Below are 20,645 nucleotides of genomic sequence, written 5' to 3'. Positions count from 1 at the left end.
TCCTCTGCGTCGGGGTGGTCTATGACCGGATGCACACCCGCGAGATCGCCTTCTATGGCGGTCTTGTGAACCGGATGCCGGTCTATGCGGCCATCTTCCTCTTGTTCACCATGGGCAATGTGGGGCTGCCGGGCACGTCGGGCTTTGTGGGCGAGATCCTCACCATGGCGGGGGCCTATGAGGTCTCGACCTGGACGGCGATCGTGGCGGCCACTGGCGTCATCCTGTCAGCGGTCTATGCCCTGACCCTCTATCGCCGGGTGATCTTCGGCGAAATCACCAATCCGGCCCTGGCCGGGATCAAGGATCTGGACTGGCGCGAGGTGGCGATCTTTGTCCCCTTGATCGTCGGCACCCTCTATCTCGGCATCTATCCGGCCGCCGTATTCGATTACACCCAGGCCTCGGTCGACAATCTGGTCGCGGTCTACCGCGCCGCGACCGGCGGGTGAGGGGGCTTTTGAGATGAGTTTTTCCACTGAACTGAGCCTTGCCCTTCCTGAAGTGATCCTGGCTTGTGGCGCGCTGGTCCTCTTGGTCTGGGGGGCCTTCCAAAGCCGGGCCAATGCGGTGTTCAGCACCGCGGCGGTTGCCCTGCTGATTGCGGCGGGGGTTGCGGCGATCTTTGGCCCCATGGGGCGTGGCTTCTCCGGAGGCCTGATCGCCGACCAGGCCTCGGCCTTCGCCAAGGTGGCCATCTATGCCGCCAGCGCCATCGCCATCCCGCTTGGCCAGCCCTGGTTCCAGCGCCGGGGTATCAACAATTTCGAGTTCCCGATTCTGATCGTCATCGCCGCCCTGGGCATGGGCATGATGGCCTCGGCCGGGGACCTCATCTCGCTCTATATCGGCATCGAACTGCAATCCCTGGCCCTCTATGTCCTGGCGGCGATCCATCGGGACAATGCCAAAGCCTCAGAGGCTGGCCTGAAGTACTTCGTGCTGGGGGCGCTTTCGTCGGGTCTGCTGCTCTATGGCGCGTCCCTGATCTATGGCTTCGCCGGCTCGACCCACTTCACCGTGATCGCCCAGGCGGTTGAGGGCGGCGCCAATGTGGGCGTGCTGTTTGGCCTCGTATTCCTGATGTGCGGGCTGGCCTTCAAGATCTCCGCCGCACCGTTCCACATGTGGACCCCGGATGTCTATGAGGGCGCGCCCACCCCTGTGGTGGCCTTCATCAGTGCGGCGCCGAAAATGGCCGCCATGGTGCTGTTTGCCCGGGTGCTGGCCGAAGGCTTCGGCGGGGCGGCTGAGCAGTGGCGCCAGATCCTGGTGATCGTGGCCCTGGCCTCGGTGGCCGTGGGCGCCTTCGCCGGTCTTGCCCAGTCCAATCTGAAGCGTCTGTGGGCCTATTCCTCCATCGCCAACATTGGCTACGCGGTTCTGGGCCTGGCGTCGGGAGACGCCGCCGGCATACAGGCCATGCTGGTGTTCATGGTCCTCTATATGGTCGACGTGACGGGCTTCTTCGCCTGTCTGGCCGCCCTGTCGCGGGAGGGCCGGCCGATGGAGACGATCTCGGACATGGCCGGTCTGTTCAAGGAGCGGCCGGGCATCGCCCTGGCCATGAGCGCCTTTGCCTTGTCTGCCCTGGGACTGCCGCCCTTCTCGGGCTTCTGGGCTAAGTTCTATGTGTTCAGTGCAGCCATAGACGCCGGGCTTGGGATTGTGGCGGTGATCGCCCTGGTGGGCAGCGTGGTGGCGGCGTTCTACTATCTGCGCCTGATCAAGGTGATGTGGTTCGACGCCTCTGCGGGGACCACCGATGCGCCCCCGCTGGAGGCCCGGGTCATCGCCCTGGGACTGGCGCTGTTCACATTCCCCATCGTCCTCGTCGCCTTGGTGTTCCTTGATCCGCTGGCGGCGGCGGCGGCCACCGCCTTCGGCCTGGCCTGATTTGGCTTCCGCTCACCCGCCGATCGCGTTTTACGACGAGCTCGATTCCACCAACGCCGAAGCCCGCCGCCGGGCCGAGGCCGGGGAGGCGCGCGCCGGCTGGATTGCGGCCTTGCATCAGACCGCAGGCCGGGGCCGACGGGGGCGGACCTGGGAGACCGGGACCGGCAACCTGGCTGCCACCCTGCTGATGACCACCGACCGTCCCGCCGCGGAAGCCGCGCAGCTGTCCTTCGTCGCCGCGCTTGCGGCGGCTGATCTGGCCGAGGCCTTCGTGGCACCTGAAAAGGTCAGCGTGAAGTGGCCCAACGATCTGCTAATCGGCGGCCGCAAGGCTGCCGGCATCCTCGTGGAGTCTGGACCTCGCCCCGACGGACAGCTTTGGATGGCTGTGGGCATTGGGATCAATCTGGTGACCGGTCCTCAGTCGGCTGAGCGGCCCTCGACGACCTTTGCAGAACATATGGCGGTTCCTCCACCGACCCCACAGATGGCCTTGAGCATCCTTGCTGGTGCGTTTGAGGCTTGGCGGTTGCTCTGGTCGACCCGCGGGTTCTCAGCCATTGCCGAGGGATGGACCCGGAAGGCCCACGGGCTTGGCCAGGCCTGTAGCGCCCGGCTGCCCCAGGAAACTGTGGAGGGGGTCGCCGAGGGGATAGATGCAGACGGAGCCTTAAGGTTGCGTCTTGCGGACGGTCAGATCCGCCGGATCACTGCCGGTGATGTTTTCTTTGGAGACGCCTGATGCTGCTGGCCATCGAACAGGGCAACACCAACACCCTCTTCGCCGTTCATGACGGCAAGACCTGGATCGCACAGTGGCGCGCCGCCACGGATTCGACGCGTACCGCTGATGAGTATGCTGTCTGGCTCTCGCAACTGCTGCAGATGGCCGGGCTCAAGTTCGATATCCTGGACGCCTGCATCATCTCCAGCGTGGTGCCGCAGTCGATCTTCAACCTGCGCAATCTGTCGCGCCGGTATCTCCATGTGGAACCCCTGGTCATCGGTGAGAACGCCGAACTGGGCATCGCCGTGCGCATCGATAAGCCCTCGGAGGCCGGTGCTGACCGCCTGGTGAACGCTATCGGGGCGCATATGGTCTATGAGGGCCCTCTGATCGTGATCGACTCCGGCACGGCCACCACTTTCGATGTCATCGCCGCAGACGGCGGGTTCGAAGGCGGTGTCATCGCGCCCGGGATTAATCTGTCCATGGAGGCCCTGCATGCGGCCGCCGCCAAGCTGCCCCGGGTCGCCATCCAGCGCCCGCAAAGGGTGATCGGCAAGGACACGGTGGGCGCCATGCAGTCGGGGGTCTTCTGGGGCTATATCGCCCTGATTGAGGGCCTGATCAGCCGGATCAAGTCAGAGTGGCCAGAGCCCCTGACCGTGATCGCAACCGGCGGTGTCGCATCGCTGTTCCATGGGGCCAGTCTGGCGATCGATCATTTCGATCCTGACCTGACCATTCGGGGTCTGCTTGAGATCCATCGCCGCAATTCCGGAGGCGCCTGATGGCTGCCAACAAGACCCAGGACGAGCTCGTCTTCCTTCCGCTAGGAGGGTCCAACGAGATCGGGATGAACTTCAACCTTTACGGCTTTGGCCCACCCCATGCCCGCAAATGGATCATCGTCGATCTCGGGGTCACTTTCGGTGATCTGACCACCCCGGGCGTAGACCTGATCCTGCCGGACCCAACCTTCATCGAGGAGCATGCCGACGACATCCTCGGCATTGTTCTGACCCATGCCCATGAAGACCATATTGGCGCGGTGGCCTGGCTGTGGCCCCGCCTACGTGCGCCGCTGTATGCGACCCCTTTCACCGCCTTTCTCCTGCGGGAGAAGCTCCGGGAGGGCGGCCTTGAGGGTCAGGTGGAGATCAATGTGGTGCCCCTGGGGGGCCGGGTAACGCTGGGTCCGTTTGAGATCGATCTGATCACCCTGACCCACTCGATCCCCGAGCCCAACGGCCTGTCCATCCGCACGCCCCTGGGCACGGTGCTGCACACCGGGGACTGGAAGATCGATCCTGATCCCGTCCTCGGCGCACCCACCGATGAGACCTTTATCCGACAGCTGGGGGACGAGGGTGTCCTGGCGATGGTCTGTGATTCCACCAATGTCTTTGTGGATGGGGAATCGGGCTCAGAGGCTGACGTGCGCGACGCCCTGGCCAGACTGATCGGCGAGCTGAAGGGCAAGGTCGCCGTGGCCTGCTTTGCCTCCAATGTCGCACGGATGGACTCGGTGATCCGGGCCGCGGAGACCAATGGCCGCCGGGTGTGCCTGGTGGGACGCTCCATGCACCGTATGGCTGCAGCGGCGCGCTCGGTGGGTCTGTTTTCAGGGCTCAAGGACTTCGTCAATGAGAGTGAGGCCGGCTACTTCCCGGCTGACTCCATCCTCTATCTCTGCACCGGCAGCCAGGGAGAGGGCCGGGCGGCCCTGTCGAGGATCTCTGACGGGACCCACCCCCACGTGAACCTTGGCAAGGGCGATTCCTGCGTCTTCTCCTCCCGGGTCATTCCGGGCAATGAGATTGCCATTCGCAATCTGCAGAACCGCATGGCCGATCGTGGGGTGCGGCTCTACACCGACAATGATCACCCCGGCATCCATGTATCGGGCCACCCCTGCCGGGACGAGCTGGCGCGCATGTATGCCTGGGCGCGGCCGCAGATCGCTATCCCGACCCATGGAGAGCGCCGCCATCTCCTTGAGCACGCCGCCTTTGCCCGGGATCTTCAGGTTCCCCAAGCCGTGGCGCCCCGCAATGGCGACATGGTGCGTCTGGCGCCCGGGCGCGCGGAGATCATCGATGAGACCCCGTCTGGGCGCCTCTATGTGGACGCCAAGGTGGTGGTCAGTGAGAATGGCGAAGCCCTGCGTGCGCGCCGGCATGCTGCGCACAATGGCGTTGTGACGGTCGCTGTGGTGCTGGACGGTCGCGGGAAGATCACCTCTGGTCCCCAGGTGCGGGCCATCGGCATGCCCGCCGACGAAGACTACCCCCTCGACGAGGCCTTGGATGATCTGGCTGAAGAGGCTGAGCGCGCCTTGGCCCGCCTTTCCGGGGCCGACCGGGACAATGATGAGACCGTCGAGACGGCCATGTCCCGAGCCGTCAAGAAGGCTTGCCAAAGGATCTGGGGCCGCCGACCGGTGGTGGAGACCACGGTGCTTCGACTTTAGGGACTTCGCGTCCTGGGGTCAGCCGGCGTATAGCTGAAAGCATGATCGGGAAACTGAACCATGTGGGCGTCGCCACGCCCTCCATCGACAAGGCTGTTGCGCTCTATCGCGACGTCCTGGGGGCGACCTCCATCACCGAGAAGTGGGCGATGGAGGAGCAGGGCGTCTGGGTCTGCTTTGTCAATCTGCCGAACTCGCAGATCGAGCTGATCGAGCCCCTGGGTGACAACTCCCCCCTCAAGGGCTTCCTGGCCAAGAATCCGGCCGGGGGTCAGCATCATATCTGCTTTGAGGTGGAGGATATCCTGGCGGCCCGTGACGAGATGAAGGCCAAGGGCGCCACCGTCCTGGGGACCGGAGAGCCGCGCATCGGTGCCCATGGGACGCCGGTCATCTTCGTGCACCCCAGGGACATGGGCGGCGTCCTTGTGGAGCTGATGGAAACCCCCAAGGAGCACCATTGAGATGGGCATCACAACGGCCATCGCTATCTATCTGATCATCTGGTGGGTGGTGCTATTCACCATTCTGCCTCTGGGTGTCACCAGTCACGCCGAGGCGGGTATCGATAAGGGAGACGGGGGGGACCCCGGCGCTCCGGTTGATCCCAAGCTGAAGAAGAAATTTCTCACCACCACCTGGGTCTCGGCGATCATCTTTGTGATCGTCTACGTGGTGATCCGGTTTGGTCTGATCCCGATGCCGAACTCCGCGCCGAACTTCTGAGGTAGGCGGTGCCTACTTTGCGCACGTTCTAGGCTCAGATTCGCGCTGGTCGCCTGGAAATTGGGCGTTGCCGTTCCCGTCGCGCCGCCGCGACCGGCTGAGATGTCATGGCGATGTTACGGCGGTTACATTGAAGACAGCCAAACCGGTCCGGCCGGCTTGCGCGCGTTTTCCCCGATGACCAACTTGAGGGCCGCCCGCCCATGGCAGGCGGCCTTCTTTTCGCCGCTTCGATTGCCAAGGTCGGACGCACGGGGCTAATCAGGGCCTCCCGTTCGAGTTTCGTATCCGAAGGCCCGTCGCATGCGTCTGTCACGTTATTTCATTCCCACGCTGCGCGAGGCGCCCTCTGACGCCCAGATTGCGTCCCATCAGCTGATGTTGCGCGCCGGGATGATCCGGCAGGAGGCCGCTGGCATCTATGCCTGGTTGCCGCTGGGCCTGCGGGTGCTCAAGAAGATCGAGCAGATCGTCCGCGAGGAAATGGACCGGGCCGGGGCCATCGAGGTCCTGATGCCGACCCTGCAGTTGGCCGATCTGTGGCGTGAGAGCGGACGCTATGACGACTATGGCGATGAGATGCTGCGCATTAAGGACCGGCATGAGCGCGACCTGCTCTACGGCCCGACCGCAGAGGAAGTGATCACCGAGATCTTCCGGGCACATGTCAAAAGCTACAAGGAGTTGCCGAAGAACTTCTACAACATTCAGTGGAAGTTCCGTGACGAGCGCCGCCCCCGGTTCGGCGTCATGCGCGGCCGCGAATTCCTCATGAAGGACGCCTATTCCTTTGACGTGGACGAGGCCGCAGCGCGGCGGTCCTACAATCGGATGTTCGTCGCCTATCTGAACACCTTCTCCAGGCTTGGTTTGAAGGCTGTGCCCATGCGCGCCGATCCTGGCCCCATCGGCGGCGATCTCAGCCATGAGTTCATCATCCTGGCCGACACCGGCGAGAGCCAGGTCTTCTGTCATCGGGACCTGGTGGAAATGCCCGCGCCGGGAGATGTGGACTGGGACGGCGATCTGCAGGCCATCGTGGATCAGCGTACCGCCCTTTATGCGGCGACTGAGGACATGCACGAGCAGGCCCGGTTCGAGGCCGAGGTTCCCGAAGCTGACCGCCTGTCGGCCCGGGGCATTGAGGTGGGGCATATCTTCTATTTCGGTGAGAAGTATTCCAAGCCCATGCGGGCGGTCGTGACGGGCCCGGACGGCCAGGAGCGGCCGATCCATGGCGGTTCCTATGGCGTGGGGGTGTCTCGCCTCGTGGGCGGGATTATTGAGGCCAGTCACGATGGGGCCGGGATCATCTGGCCTGACGCTGTGGCACCGTTTGGCGTGGCGGTGATCAATCTGCGGCCCGGCGACTCGGCGGTGGACCTGGCATGCGAGCAGGCCTATGGCGCGCTGCGTGACGCGGGCAAAGATCCCCTGTTGGACGATACCGATGAGCGTCCCGGTGCCAAGTTTGCGGCCATGGACCTGATCGGTGCGCCCTGGCAGCTGATCATCGGCCCCAAGGGCGTCGCTGAGGGCAAGGTGGAGATCAAGCGGCGGGCCACGGGCGAGCGCCAGTCCCTGTCCCTGGAAGACGCCCTGCAGGCGATCCTCACGTGACCGGGGTCGCGTCGCCCTTTGGCCGATGGGAGCGGATGCTCGCCGGCCGTTATCTGCGCGCCAAGCGCAGCCAGGGCGGCGTGGCGCTGATCTCGATCATTTCCTTTGTCGGCATCATGCTCGCCGTTGCCGTTCTGATCATCGTCATGTCGGTGATGAACGGATTTCGGACGGAGCTTCTCGACCGGACCCTGGGGTTCAACGGTCACATCTATGTGGGCGGCGGCTCCCTTTATGATCCTGAGGTCCAGACCCTGGCCGGGGAGATTGCGGCCCTGGATGGGGTGACCCAGGCCTCCCCTCTGGTGGAGGCCCAGGCCATGGCGCTGGGCCAGGGCCAGATCAGCGGCGTGGTGGTCCGGGGCATCAGCGAGCCCGACCTGAGGCGGACCGAGATTGTCTCTGGAAACATCGTCCGAGGGTCCCTCGAGGGGTTTGGGGCAGGGGAGTACGGCGGCGATCTGATCCTCATCGGCGATCGGCTGGCAGAGACCCTTGGGGTCCAGCCTGGCGATGCCCTTACTCTGATCTCGCCCAGCGGGGGGGCGACGGCGTTTGGCTACACGCCGCAGCGCAAGACCTACACGGTGGGCGGCACGTTCAGTGTTGGTATGAGCGAATACGATCAGCTGTTCATTTACATGCCCCTGGAGCAGGCCCAGCTGTTCTTTGCGCGGGAAGGCATGGTCGACGTGGTGGAGATCCGCGTCGCTGATCCCGACAAGGCGCCGGCCATGAAGGCGGCCATTGCCGATCTGGCGGGCCCCGCCGCGATCGTCACCGACTGGACTCAGCGCAATGCCAGCTTCTGGAACGCCCTGAAGATCGAACGCAATGTCATGCGCCTGATCCTGATGCTCATCGTCGCCATTGCGGCCATGAACATTATTTCCGGCCTTGTGATGCTGGTGAAGAACAAGGGCCGCGACATCGCCATCCTGCGCACCATCGGGGCTGGTCGCGGTGCCATCCTGCGCATCTTTTTCATGGCCGGGGCCTCGGTGGGGGTGCTGGGAACCCTGGTGGGGCTGATCCTGGGGGTCCTGTTCTGTGTTTTCATCGGGCCCATTCAGAACGCCGTGGAGTGGGCGACCGGGGCAGAGGTGTTCAGCTCAGACATCTATTACTTGGCGCACATCCCGGCCAAGGTGGACACCGTCGAGGTCTTGATCGTGGTCGGCTGGGCGCTGGCGGTCTCATTCCTCGCCACTCTGCCGCCAGCCCTGCGGGCCTCCCGCCTCGATCCTGTGGAGGCCCTTCGCTATGAGTGAGGCGCCTGTTCTTTCCGTGCGCGGCCTGGAGCGCACCTATGCGACGGGCGACCGACGTCTGACGGTGCTGCAGGGCGTCGATCTCGACGTCTATCCCGGCGAGATCGTCGGCCTGATCGGTCCCTCAGGATCTGGCAAGTCCTCACTGCTCCATGCTGCTGGCCTGCTGGAGCGACCCAATGCCGGGCAGATCTTCATTGAGGGCCGCGACTGTACGACCCTAAGCGAGCGTGCCCGCACCCGCGTGCGGCTCGGCTCCATCGGGTTCGTGTACCAGTTCCACCACCTGCTGGCTGAGTTCAGCGCGCTGGACAATGTGGCCTTGCCTCTGATGATCGCCGGCCACGACCATGAGAGCGCCCGGGCGCGAGCCGGTGGACTGCTGGGGCAACTGGGTCTGGCCAGGCGGGTGGATCATCAGCCAGCCCAGATGTCGGGGGGCGAGCAGCAGCGGGTGGCTTTGGCTAGGGCCCTGGCCAATGCCCCGCGCCTCCTGTTGGCCGATGAGCCCACCGGAAACCTTGACCCCACCACCTCGAGCGAGGTGTTCGAGAGCCTCTATCGCCTGGCCCGCGAAACCGGTGTGGCGGCGGTGATCGCCACCCACAATCTGGAACTGGCCCGTCATATGGATCGGGTCCTGGCCCTCAAGGACGGGCATCTGGAATCGCAGTCCCTGTTCTAGGTCGGTCTTGATCGTCAGGTTCAGGTGACCTGGATGATCGAAGGACCTTCTCGGCCCCGGCTTGCCGGTGGAGGTGCGTCTTGGCGCGACGAGCACCCTTGACGGGGAGAACAAAACCAGAATAAGAACATAAACGGAACATCCACAAGGGGGACGTTATGGTCATTCATCTGGCTCGGGAATCGCTGGCTTTTGTCGCTGTGGCAGGGTTCGTGTGGGTTGTCTGTCAGTTCGCCTTTCTGGTGGGCTAGGCTAGGGCTTAAGCCGGGGAGGCGAGGATGGAACACCAGCAGGACGGCGGCTTCGTTCACCTGCGGGTGCGCTCGGCCTACTCCCTGCTGGAAGGGGCCATCAAGGCCGACGCCGTGGGCGTATTGGCTGCGGCCAATGAAATGCCGGCTGTCGCCCTGACCGATCGCACCAATCTCTACGGTGCCCTGGAATTCTCCGTCGCCACCCAAGGCCAGGGGGTCCAGCCGATTGTCGGGTGCGCTCTGGCCGTCACCGGGATTGGTGAGCGTCAGCCCGACAGGTGGGCCAAGACCCCGACCATCGTCCTCCTGGCCCAGACAGAAGAGGGCTATCTGAACCTCTCACGGCTGTCGTCCATGGCCTATATCGACAGTGTTGGCGGGATGGACGAACCCGCCGTCACCTGGGCCAAGGTGGTCGACCATGCCGACGGCCTCATCCTGTTGTCCGGGGGCTGTGACGGACCGGCTGATCCCCTGTTGGCCGCGGGCAAGATAGCCGAAGGCCGGGCTGCCCTTGCTGAAATGCACCGGGTGTTTGGCGACCGGTTCTATGTCGAGCTCCAGCGCCACGGCCTTGCGGCGCAAGCCCTGGCTGAACCGGAACTCGTGGCCTTCGCCTATGAGATGGACGTGCCGTTGGTGGCTACCAATGACGCCCATTTCGCGCTGCCAGACATGCATGCGGCCCATGACGCGCTGCTGTGTATCGCCGATGGTGCCTTCGTAGGACAGGACGAGCGGCGAAGGGTGAGCGCAGAGCACTGGTTCAAGCCGGCGGCTGATATGCGGGCGCTGTTTGCCGATCTGCCGGAAGCCTGTGATAACACCCTGGCGATTGCGCGGCGGTGCGCCTTCATGGTCCGCAAGCGCGACCCCATTTTGCCGCGCTTCCCCACCGAAGGTGATCGGACCGAGGCTGAGGAGCTCGCCCATCAGGCCCGTGAGGGACTCAAGAGCCGGATCGCGGCAGGTCAGGCCAGCCACGCCACTGAAGCAGAATACTTTGAACGGCTCGACCGGGAGATCGGGGTCATCGCCGAGATGGGCTTCCCCGGCTACTTCCTGATCGTTGCCGACTTCATCAAATGGGCCAAGGCCCATGACATCCCCGTCGGCCCAGGGCGAGGCTCGGGTGCCGGCTCCCTGGTGGCCTATTCCCTGACCATCACCGATCTTGACCCGCTGCGTTATGGCCTGCTGTTCGAGCGGTTCTTGAACCCCGAACGGGTCTCCATGCCCGACTTCGACATCGATTTCTGCCAGGACCGCCGGGAAGAGGTGATCGCCTATGTGCAGCAGCGCTATGGCCGGGATCGGGTGGCGCAGATCATCACCTTTGGCACCCTTCAGGCTCGGGCCGTGCTGCGCGACGTCGGCCGTGTGCTGCAGCTGCCCCTGGGCCAAGTCGACAGACTGGCCAAGATGGTACCGGCCAATCCGGCCAATCCGGTCACCCTGGCCAAGGCTATCGAGATCGAGCCGCGTCTGCGGGCGGCCCGGGATGAGGACGAGGCGGTGTCACGGCTGCTGGACGTGGCGCTGAAGCTCGAGGGCCTCTATCGCAACGCTTCAACCCACGCCGCCGGGGTGGTGATCGCCGACCGCGCCCTCACGGAACTGACACCGCTCTATCAGGACCCCCGTTCGGACCTGCCAGCCACCCAGTTCAATATGAAATGGGTGGAGAGCGCAGGCCTTGTGAAGTTTGACTTCCTCGGACTCAAGACCCTGACGGTGATCGACAAGGCCCTGAAGTTCCTCGATCAGCGGGGCGCTCGGGTCGATATGGGCGTCCTGCCCGTGGACGATGCGAAAACCTACGAGCTCATGTCGGCTGGCCATACGGTCGGCGTGTTCCAGATGGAAGGGCAGGGCATGCGCGATACCTTGCGCCAGCTGAGGCCGAACTCCATCGAAGACGTCACCGCTGTGGGCGCGCTCTATCGCCCCGGGCCGATGGACAACATTCCAGCCTTTGTCGACTGCAAGTTCGGGCGTCGGACCATCGACTATCTACACCCTTCCCTGGAGCCGGTGCTCCGGGAGACCTACGGGATTATCGTCTATCAGGAACAGGTGATGCAGATCGCCCAGATCCTGGCGGGCTATTCCCTGGGTGGCGCCGACCTTCTGCGCCGAGCCATGGGCAAGAAGAAGAAGGACGAGATGGCCCAGCAGAAGGCCATGTTTGTGGCCGGGGCCTCGGAGCGTGGGGTGCCGGAGGCCCAGGCGGCCTCCATCTTCGAGCTGGTCGACAAGTTCGCAGGCTACGGCTTCAACAAGAGCCACGCGGCGGCCTATGCCGTGGTGTCCTATCAGACGGCCTGGCTCAAGGCGAACGCCCCGGTGGAGTTCTTCGCCGCCTCCATGAGTCTGGATATCGCCAATACCGACAAGCTGGCGGTCTTCTATCAGGACGCCAAGCGGTTCGGGGTCAAGATCTGCGCCCCCGACATCAACCGTTCCGGTGCCGACTTTGAGGTCGAGGGCGGTGAGGTGCTCTACGCCTTGGGGGGCGTGCGCAATGTGGGTCTGGGGGCCATGCAGCATGTGGCCGAGGTCCGGCGGGAGGGCGGGCCTTTCCGCGACATTTTCGATTTTGTCGAGCGGGTTGATCCCCGTCACGTGAACAAGCGGACCTTCGAAACCCTGGCCCGAGCCGGGGCGTTCGAAGCCATCCATCCCAACCGGGCGCAGCTGGTCGCCGCCGCCGACGCCCTGATCGCCTATGCCCAGAGCGTGGCAGCCGACCGGGCTTCGGCCCAGGCCAGCCTGTTTGGCGGCGATCAGGCCGGCGTCGGCCGACCCCGTCTGCCCCGGGCGGAGATGTGGACCCATGTGGAACGGCTCGACGAGGAGCTGGCGGCCGTCGGCTTCTATCTGTCGGGGCACCCCCTGGAGGACATGGTGCCGGCCCTGCGCCGCCGGCGCACGGAGCTGCTTTCCGAGGTCATCGTCAAAGCCGAGGCGGGTGCCGAGGTGTTCCGTATGGCCGGCGTGGTGCGCCGCAAGCAGGAGCGGGCCTCCCAGTCCAGCGGTGAGAAGTTTGCCTTCGTCACCCTGTCGGACCCGACGGGGGAATTTGAGGTGCTGTTTCCGCCGGAATCCCTGCGCCGATGCCGTGACGTGCTGGAGCCTGGCCGTGCGGTGTCGATCAAGGTCCGCGCCAAGGCCCGGGACGGAGAGGTGCGGTTCTTCGGCGACGAAGCCGAGCCCGTGGAAAAGGCCATTGAGAATACGGTAGCGGGCCTGCGGGTGCACATCTCACCCCGCAGCGCTGAGATCGAGGCGCTGAAGCGTCGCCTGGAAGGTGCGGCCAACGCCCGGGGGGGCGAGATCATTCTCACCGCGCCGCTGGAAGGTGGGCGGGAGGTCGAGGTCAAGCTGCCCGGACGCTTCACCCTGGACGGTGCCATGCGCGGAGCGCTCAAGACCGCGCCTGGGGTCCTCTATGTGGAAGATCTTTAGGCCCAAGTGACGGCGCTGCGGACGGTCTTGCCTTGATTGGCTTGCATTTTGGCGCGTCTGGACTTATGCCGCGCCCATCACACACGCAGGCGTGCGGCGATCCTCGGGGAGACATCCCGTTGGATTACCGTTCCGGGCTCCTGGAAACAGGGGTTTTGGCTTGCGGAGGCATACCGGAAAAAGGAGCCATTCATGGCGCTTCCCGACTTCTCCATGCGGCAGCTTTTGGAAGCTGGCGCCCACTTCGGTCACCAGACGCACCGCTGGAACCCGAAGATGGAACGTTACATCTTCGGCTCGCGGTCGAACATTCACATCATCGACCTGTCGCAGTCGATCCCGCTTCTGCATCAGGCGCTGGTCAAGGCCCGCGACGTGGCCGCCGGCGGCGGTCGCATTCTGTTCGTGGGCACAAAGCGTCAGGCCTCTGACCCGGTCTCCGCGGCCGCCAAGCGTTGCGCCCAATACTATGTCAATCACCGCTGGCTGGGCGGCACGCTAACCAACTGGCGCACCGTGTCGGGCTCCATCGCCCGCCTGCGCGAGCTGGAAGGCCTGCTGGAGGGCGAGGGGGCCCGTCGCGGCAAGAAGGAACTGCTCCAACTGACCCGTGAGCGGGACAAGCTGGAACTGTCCCTGGGCGGGATCAAGGACATGGGCGGTATCCCCGACCTGATGTTCGTGATCGACACCAACAAGGAAGCGATCGCTATCCTGGAAGCCCGGAAGCTGAACATTCCGGTGATCGCCATCCTGGACACAAACTGCGATCCGGCCGGCATCACCTATCCGATCCCTGGCAATGACGACGCCGCGCGTGCACTGCAGCTCTATTGCGACCTTATGGCTGACGCCATTCTGGACGGCCTCACCGCCGGCCAGGTGGCCGCTGGTGTGGACCTGGGGGCTTCTGAGGCCCCCATGGAGCCGGCGCTGGCCATGACGGCCGCGGCGGAGCCTGCGGTCGCCGAAAGCGAAGTCGCTCAGGGCTAAGACATGGTTTGCCCCGGAGGGGCGGACTTCGACATCAAACTGTGACGGCTGGGGCTCTATCCAGAGGCCCAGCCGTTGATTCTAGACCAAGGGAGCCGAGCCATGGCGGACATTACCGCTGCGCTGGTCAAAGAGCTGCGCGAAAAGTCTGGCGCAGGCATGATGGATTGCAAGAAGGCGCTGCAGGAGAACGGTGGCGATATCGATGCCGCCATCGACTGGCTGCGCACCAAGGGCCTGTCCAAGGCCGCCAAGAAGTCCGATCGCGCGGCCGCTGAAGGTCTGGTGGCGGCGGCTGTCCGTAAGGATGGCGCGGGCATGACCGGGGTTGTGGTCGAGCTCAATGCCGAGACCGACTTCGTGGCCCGCAACGAGCTGTTCCAGACCGCCGCCAAAGACATCGCCCTGGTGGCGCTGGACGTGGACGGCGTTGAGGCCATCTCTGCGGCCAAAACCGCCAAGGGCGACGTGGTGTCCGACGTGGTCACCAACCTGATCGCGACGATCGGCGAGAACATGATGCTGCGGCGGTCCTCTCGCTTGGTGGTCTCCCAAGGCGCTGTCGCGTCCTATATCCACGCCGCAGCCGCCCCGGATCTCGGCCGTATCGGCGTGCTGGTCGCCCTGGAAGGTGCGGGTGATCAGGCCAAGCTGCAGGAGGTGGGTCGCAAGATCGCCATGCATGTGGCCGCCACCAATCCGATGTCGCTGTCCACCGACGACCTGGATCCTGAGGCCATCGAGCGGGAGAAGGCGATCTTCACCGAGCAGGCCCTGGCTTCGGGCAAGCCGGCCGGCGTGGTCGAGAAGATGGTTGAGGGCCGCATTCGGAAGTTCTTCGAGGAAGTCGTGCTCTTGAAGCAGGCCTTCGTCATGAACCCCGACCAGACCGTCGAGCAACTGATCGCTGAACTGGCCAAGGAAACCGGCGCGCCGGTGACCATGACCGGCTTCGTGCGCTTTGGCCTCGGAGACGGCGTGGAGAAGAAGGTCGACGACTTCGCGGCCGAAGTGGCCCAACTCAGCGGCCAGGCCTAAGCCCTAAGGACGTCCCACACTGCGGGGCGCGGCCGCGTTCGACGCGTGCCGCGCCCTTGCGCTATCTTGCCCTCGCCAGATTCGGAAAGACGCGCCCCATGCCCTCCACAGCTCCTGACCTGCGCTACAAGCGGATCCTTCTGAAGGTCTCCGGTGAGGTCCTGATGGGGGAGCAGGGGTTCGGCATTGATCCGAACACACTGGAGGCTGTGGCCAAGGATATCGCCGAGGTCGTGAGCCATGGCGTCGAACTCTGTCTGGTGATCGGCGGCGGCAACATCTTCCGCGGGGTCTCTCTGGCCGGTAAGGGCATGGAGCGGTCCAGCGCCGACTATATGGGCATGCTGGCTACGGTGATGAACGCTCTGGCCTTGCAAGGCGCACTGGAGAAAGAGGGCGTCTTCACTCGGGTCCAGTCGGCCATTCCTATGGACGCGGTGTGCGAGCCCTATATCCGGCGCCGGGCCATGCGCCATCTGGAGAAGGGGCGGGTGGTGATTTTCGCCGCTGGCCTCGGTGCACCCTACTTCACCACCGACACCCCCGCAGCCCTGCGCTCGGCCGAGATGGGCTGTGAAGCGCTGTTCAAAGGCACCAGCGTCGATGGGGTTTACACTGCCGATCCGAAGAAGGATCCGGCGGCCGTACGTTATGAGACCCTCAGCTATCATGATGTGCTGGCCCAGGACCTGCGGGTCATGGATGCCTCGGCCATCGCACTGATGCGCGACAACGCTATCCCGATCGTGGTCTTCTCCATCCGCGAACGGGGAAATTTTCTGAAAGTGCTGAAGGGGCAGGGCGTCTTTACGACGATCACCTGACCCTTTCGTCCCGATAACCGATATCCACTGGAGGAGCCCTATGGCCGCCGCACCGAAGCCGGTTCTGTCGAGCTACAAGGACCGAATGGATAAGGCCGTTCTGGCCCTGAAGGAGGAGTTTGCCTCCCTGCGCACTGGACGAGCGTCCGCCGGGCTCCTGGACCAGATCATGGTCGACGCCTATGGCGCAACGGTACCCATCAGCCAGGTCGCTGCTGTCAGCGTGCCAGAACCCCGCATGCTGACCGTCAACATCTGGGACAAGGGCGTTGCGGTCTCGGTGGAGAAGGCTATCCGTAACAGCGGCCTTGGTTTGAACCCCGTGGTGGATGGCCAAACCCTGCGCATCCCGATCCCGCCCCTCACCGAGGAGCGCCGGAAGGACCTGGTTAAGATCGCCGGGAAGTACGCCGAACATCAGAAGGTGGCCGTCCGAAACATCCGTCGTGACGCCAATGACGACCTGAAGCGGGCCGAAAAAGACGGTGTGATCAGCCAGGACGAGCAGAAACGCATGGAGACCGAGGTGCAGAAGTTCACCGATGAGGCGGTCAAGCGCGTGGACGAAGCCTTGAAAGTCAAAGAACAAGAGATCATGCAGGTCTGATCGGCTAGCCTGTCGCCAAAGGACGCCCGAGGAACCCATGGCCCGCAGCCCAGAGCCGAATGCCGCACGACCGGCCGCCGATCCTTCGGCGGACGAGGCTCTGCACGTGGCGCTGGTCATGGATGGCAATGGTCGCTGGGCCAAGCGGCGGGGCCTCCCCCGCAGCCTTGGTCATCGCGCCGGAGTTGAGGCGCTAAAGCGGACGGTGGCCGCGGCTCCCGAACTGAATATTCGCTGTCTCACGGTGTTTGGCTTTTCGACGGAGAACTGGAGCCGTCCCGCCGCCGAGGTGGCCGAGCTGATGGCCTTGCCCCGTCGCTATTTCGAAAGTGACCTTGGCCGGCTGGAGCGGGAAGGGGTGCGCGTCCGGGTGATTGGGCGCAGGGAGGGTCTCAACGCAGATCTGATCCAGATTATCGAAGAGGCTGAGCGCCGGACGGCCGGAAACGATCAGTTTTTTCTGCAGGTCGCGTTTAATTATGGCGGCCAAGCTGACATCACCGAGGGGGCTAGGCGATTCGCTCAGGATGTGTCGGCGGGGCTTCTTCGCCCTGAGGACCTGGATGAAGCGCGATTTGCCGCATATTTGTCGACTTCGGCGACGCCGCCGCCAGATCTGATTGTGCGACCTTCAGGCGAACAACGCCTGTCAAACTTCCTGTTGTGGGAAGCAGCCTATTCCGAACTGATTTTCCAGGATGTCCTTTGGCCAGATTACGGCCCTGAACATCTGAAAGCCGCCATAGACGCCTTCCGCACCCGCGAGCGCCGATATGGCGCTGTCGCCGATGACGCCCTTGCCACCGGCTAAGCGCTTCGACTGGTCAAACCTCGCCATCCGTGCGGCCTCAGCCCTGGTGCTGGTGCCCGCCTCCGTTGGCGCGGTCTGGTGGGGTGGGGTGCCGTTCCTCCTGCTGATTTCCGTGGGGGTGGCGCTGCTGTCCATCGAATGGGCTGGCATGAGTGCGCCCAAGGCGCCCCTGCGGGTTTTGAGCGTCGTGCTCATCGGGGTGCTGGCCGGCGTCTTTCTGATCTATCTGCGCTACGTCCCCCTAGCCTGGGCAGCTGTGGTGTTTGGAGCCGCCGCCGCCGCCGTGGTCGCCCGGCGGGTGGCCGAACGGCCGGCAGATGCGGCCTTTGGGGTGATCTATATTGGCGCGCCCTGTCTGGCTCTGGTCTGGCTGCGGGGGACGCCCGACGGGGCCCTTTGGGTGCTCATGCTCTTTGCCATCACCTGGGCGGCTGACATCGCGGCATTCCTGGTGGGCAGCGTGCTGAAGGGGCCAAAGCTCTGGCCACGATTTTCACCAAACAAGACCTGGTCTGGCTTTGCCGGCGGACTGATGGCCGCGACAGCCACGGGTGCCCTGTGCTCGGCCCTGTTCGGCGCGACCATGGGTCCGGTGACGGGCGCGGTGATCGGTTTGGCCGGCGGCCTGGCGACCATGGGTGGGGATCTTTGGGAGTCGATGCTCAAGCGCCGATTTGGGGTTAAGGACTCTGGCGACCTCATCCCTGGGCACGGCGGTCTGCTCGATCGGGTCGACGGCCTTATGTTCGCCGTGCTTGTGCTGGCGATTGCGCGTCTGGCGGAGCTCTTCACATGAATGCCCATGCGCTTCCGAGGAAAGTCACCGTCCTGGGCTCAACCGGGTCTGTGGGCCTCTCGACCTTAGACCTGTTTGAGCTGGCCAAGGTCGAGGTCGAGGTGGTTGGCCTGACGGGCGGGCGCAATGTCGCCCGTCTGGCGGAGCAGGCCCTGCGCTGGCGGCCCCAGGTGGCGGTGATCGAGGACGAGACCGCGCTCCCAGAGCTTCGCGATCGTCTGAAGGGGTCGGGCATCCAGGCCGCCGCCGGTGCCACCGCGATCGCCGAGATTGCGGCGGCTGACGCCCAGTGGGTGATGTCGGCGATCGTCGGGTTTGCGGGGCTGGCCCCCACCCTGGCTGCCGCCCGGGCCGGGGCCGTGGTCGCCCTGGCCAACAAGGAAAGCCTTGTTTGCGGTGGCCCGGGTCTGCTGAGGACGGCGAAGCTGGCCGGCGGCGTTGTCATACCCGTGGATTCCGAACACTCGGCGATCTTCCAGGTGTTTGACTCCCGCGCCAATGCTCAGGTTTCGCGGGTGATCCTGACCTCATCGGGGGGGCCATTCCGGACCTGGACAAAGGCTCAGATGGCGCATGCCACCCCTGAACAGGCCGTGGCCCACCCAAACTTCAGCATGGGCGCCAAGATTTCGGTCGATTCCGCCTCCATGATGAACAAGGGCCTGGAGATCATCGAGGCTGCCTATCTGTTCTCCATGCCGCCGGAGCGTCTTGAGGTCTTGATCCATCACCAGCAGATCATCCACTCGATGGTGGAATATGCCGATGGCTCGACCCTGGCTCAGCTGGGGCCGCCAGACATGCGCGCGCCCATCGCCTGCGCCTTTGCTTGGCCAGATCGCTTGCCGTGGCCCGCGCCGCGCCTGGAACTCGTCACGTCGGGCCCTTTGACCTTCGAAGAGCCGGACCTCCAGAAGTTCCCAGCTCTCGGGCTAGCCAAGGCAGCCCTGGCGGCCGGTGGCGCGGCCCCTGGGGCGCTGAATGCCGCCAATGAAGTGGCGGTGGCGGCCTTCCTTGACCGAAAGATCGGCTTTCTCGATATTGCCGCCACGGTGGCTGAGACCCTGGAGCGACTGGAGCGCACGGGGGAGCTAGCCGCAGGCGCGAGTGGGGACGCCTTGGAATCAGCTCGGGAAACAGACGCAGCGGCCCGGCGCATCGCCTCGGTCGTCACCGCCGGGCTTTCTGACGCCCGTCAGGCCCAATAGGAGCATAGCCCCTTTCGATGTTCAGCCTCATTGAGACCGCGCTGACCTACATCATCCCGTTCCTGCTTGTGCTCACCGTCGTGGTGACCATTCACGAGCTTGGACATTATTGGGCCGCCCGCGCCTGCGGCGTGGCCATAGACCAGTTCTCCATTGGGTTTGGCCGCCGGATCTTTGGCTGGCGGGACCGGCAGGGTGTGGAGTGGCGCATCGGTTGGATTCCCCTCGGGGGCTATGTCAAATTCTCCGGGGATGAGAACGTCGCCAGCGTTCCCGACCACGACAACCTTGAAGCGATGCGCCAGCGGATCGACGCCGATCAAGGCCCTGGAGCGGCAAACCGCTATTTCCATTTCAAGCCGGTGGGACAGCGAGCTTTCATTACGGCGGCAGGCCCCGCAGCCAATTTCATTCTGGCCATTGTTCTGTTCGCCGTTCTGCTGATGAGCGTGGGTGAGACGGTGATTCCGGCTCGGGTCGCCGCCGTTGAGGCGGGTAGCCCGGCTGCGCGCGCCGGTTTTATGGTGGATGACGTCATCGTTCGCGCCAATGGGCAGAAGATCGAGAACTTCTTTGCCTTGCAGCAGATCATCGCGGTCCGATCCAATGCCCCCACCGCATTCGTTGTCGACCGAGGGGGCCAACAGGTCACGCTCACCGCAACGCCGGAACGTCGGGTGAGGCCTGACGGCATGGGCGGGGAGCAGAAGATCGGTGTCTTGGGGATCTCGAGCCCGGCGCAGATGGGCGAGCGCACGGTTCGCCGCTATGGTCCGATTGAAGCGATTGCCGGTGGAGTGGAGCGGACCTGGCGGGTGCTGACCACCACCGTCTATTATCTGGGGCGCGTGGTCACAGGTCGTGAGAGTGCTGACCAGCTGGGCGGTCCCCTGCGGATTGCCCAGGCTTCGGGCCAGGTGGCGCAGTCTGGTGCTCAGGGCGCGCCTGATATTGGCACCATGTTGCTCGGCAGTGGTGTGGCGCTGCTCGGGCTGACGGCCGTACTCTCTGTCGGTATCGGGTTCATGAATCTGTTGCCGGTGCCCATCCTCGATGGGGGCCACTTGGTCTTCTACGCCTACGAGGCTGTGGCGCGCCGCCCTCTTGCCGCCAAGGTTCAGGCGGCAGGATATCGTGTAGGCCTTGCGCTGCTGCTCGGATTGATGTTGTTCGCCACTTGGAACGATCTGCAGCAACTGCGCGTGTTCAAATTTCTCGGCGGCCTGTTTTCCTAGGCTGGCCTTCCTC

Annotated in this window: 20 protein-coding genes; all 20 read left to right on the top strand. The window is 64.3% G+C overall.

The window, feature by feature from the left end; translation table 11 throughout:
* Positions 1-452 (top strand): proton-conducting transporter membrane subunit (locus MH112_RS00465; protein ID WP_296562607.1); only part of this gene is annotated, 452 nt, incomplete at its 5' end.
* 13 nt (positions 453-465) lie between these two features.
* On the top strand, positions 466-1,896 hold the full coding sequence (nuoN, locus tag MH112_RS00460) for an NADH-quinone oxidoreductase subunit NuoN (RefSeq protein WP_296562605.1): 1,431 nt from the start codon (positions 466-468) through the stop codon (positions 1,894-1,896).
* A gap of 1 nt (position 1,897) precedes the next feature.
* Positions 1,898-2,641: a biotin--[acetyl-CoA-carboxylase] ligase gene (locus MH112_RS00455; RefSeq protein ID WP_296562603.1), complete on the top strand. Its 744-nt coding sequence runs from the start codon at positions 1,898-1,900 to the stop codon at positions 2,639-2,641.
* Positions 2,638-3,414, top strand: coding sequence for a type III pantothenate kinase (locus MH112_RS00450; RefSeq protein WP_296562610.1), 777 nt, complete (start codon positions 2,638-2,640; stop codon positions 3,412-3,414). The genes MH112_RS00455 and MH112_RS00450 overlap by 4 nt, the downstream gene beginning before the upstream one ends.
* The gene (locus MH112_RS00445) at positions 3,414-5,096 is read left to right on the top strand and encodes a ribonuclease J (protein WP_296562601.1); all 1,683 of its coding nucleotides are present in this window, start codon (positions 3,414-3,416) and stop codon (positions 5,094-5,096) included. Before MH112_RS00450 ends, MH112_RS00445 begins: the two co-directional genes overlap by 1 nt.
* A 41-nt stretch (positions 5,097-5,137) precedes the next feature.
* Positions 5,138-5,560, top strand: coding sequence for a methylmalonyl-CoA epimerase (gene mce / locus MH112_RS00440; protein ID WP_296562599.1), 423 nt, complete (start codon positions 5,138-5,140; stop codon positions 5,558-5,560).
* A 1-nt stretch (position 5,561) separates the two neighbouring features.
* Positions 5,562-5,822, top strand: a complete 261-nt coding sequence (locus tag MH112_RS00435) for a DUF1467 family protein (RefSeq protein ID WP_296562597.1) — start codon at positions 5,562-5,564, stop codon at positions 5,820-5,822.
* A gap of 303 nt (positions 5,823-6,125) precedes the next feature.
* The gene (gene proS, locus MH112_RS00430; protein WP_296562595.1) at positions 6,126-7,442 is read left to right on the top strand and encodes a proline--tRNA ligase; all 1,317 of its coding nucleotides are present in this window, start codon (positions 6,126-6,128) and stop codon (positions 7,440-7,442) included.
* Between the two features lie 35 nt (positions 7,443-7,477).
* Positions 7,478-8,713, top strand: a complete 1,236-nt coding sequence (locus MH112_RS00425; RefSeq protein ID WP_296562609.1) for a lipoprotein-releasing ABC transporter permease subunit — start codon at positions 7,478-7,480, stop codon at positions 8,711-8,713.
* Positions 8,706-9,398, top strand: a complete 693-nt coding sequence (locus tag MH112_RS00420; protein WP_296562593.1) for an ABC transporter ATP-binding protein — start codon at positions 8,706-8,708, stop codon at positions 9,396-9,398. The genes MH112_RS00425 and MH112_RS00420 overlap by 8 nt, the downstream gene beginning before the upstream one ends.
* 158 nt (positions 9,399-9,556) lie before the next feature.
* Positions 9,557-9,649 carry a cell division inhibitor SidA gene (gene sidA, locus MH112_RS14935; protein ID WP_365785714.1) on the top strand — a complete coding sequence of 31 codons (93 nt, stop codon included), beginning with the start codon at positions 9,557-9,559 and terminating at the stop codon, positions 9,647-9,649.
* Positions 9,650-9,676: 27 nt separating this feature from the next.
* Positions 9,677-13,120 carry a DNA polymerase III subunit alpha gene (gene dnaE, locus MH112_RS00415; protein ID WP_296562591.1) on the top strand — a complete coding sequence of 1,148 codons (3,444 nt, stop codon included), beginning with the start codon at positions 9,677-9,679 and terminating at the stop codon, positions 13,118-13,120.
* 192 nt (positions 13,121-13,312) lie between these two features.
* Positions 13,313-14,113, top strand: coding sequence for a 30S ribosomal protein S2 (gene rpsB, locus MH112_RS00410; RefSeq protein WP_296562589.1), 801 nt, complete (start codon positions 13,313-13,315; stop codon positions 14,111-14,113).
* A gap of 102 nt (positions 14,114-14,215) precedes the next feature.
* Positions 14,216-15,151 carry a translation elongation factor Ts gene (gene tsf, locus MH112_RS00405; RefSeq protein ID WP_296562587.1) on the top strand — a complete coding sequence of 312 codons (936 nt, stop codon included), beginning with the start codon at positions 14,216-14,218 and terminating at the stop codon, positions 15,149-15,151.
* Between the two features lie 98 nt (positions 15,152-15,249).
* Entirely contained in the window at positions 15,250-15,975 is a 726-nt protein-coding gene (pyrH, locus tag MH112_RS00400; RefSeq protein WP_296562584.1) for a UMP kinase, read from the top strand.
* A gap of 40 nt (positions 15,976-16,015) precedes the next feature.
* Positions 16,016-16,582, top strand: a complete 567-nt coding sequence (frr, locus tag MH112_RS00395; RefSeq protein WP_296562583.1) for a ribosome recycling factor — start codon at positions 16,016-16,018, stop codon at positions 16,580-16,582.
* Between the two features lie 37 nt (positions 16,583-16,619).
* Positions 16,620-17,393, top strand: coding sequence for a polyprenyl diphosphate synthase (gene uppS, locus MH112_RS00390; RefSeq protein WP_296562581.1), 774 nt, complete (start codon positions 16,620-16,622; stop codon positions 17,391-17,393).
* Positions 17,356-18,189 carry a phosphatidate cytidylyltransferase gene (locus MH112_RS00385; RefSeq protein ID WP_296562579.1) on the top strand — a complete coding sequence of 278 codons (834 nt, stop codon included), beginning with the start codon at positions 17,356-17,358 and terminating at the stop codon, positions 18,187-18,189. The genes uppS and MH112_RS00385 overlap by 38 nt, the downstream gene beginning before the upstream one ends.
* Entirely contained in the window at positions 18,186-19,397 is a 1,212-nt protein-coding gene (gene dxr, locus MH112_RS00380; RefSeq protein ID WP_296562577.1) for a 1-deoxy-D-xylulose-5-phosphate reductoisomerase, read from the top strand. The genes MH112_RS00385 and dxr overlap by 4 nt, the downstream gene beginning before the upstream one ends.
* A 17-nt stretch (positions 19,398-19,414) precedes the next feature.
* Positions 19,415-20,632 (top strand): M50 family metallopeptidase, encoded by a 1,218-nt coding sequence (locus tag MH112_RS00375; protein ID WP_296562575.1) that lies wholly within the window; start codon positions 19,415-19,417, stop codon positions 20,630-20,632.
* Positions 20,633-20,645 lie beyond the last annotated feature (13 nt).

This window comes from Phenylobacterium sp. (genome assembly GCF_022402485.1).
Classification (GTDB): domain Bacteria; phylum Pseudomonadota; class Alphaproteobacteria; order Caulobacterales; family Caulobacteraceae; genus Phenylobacterium.
Note: the sequence above shows the minus strand (reverse complement) of the source record. Positions and strands in the feature narration are given on the sequence as shown.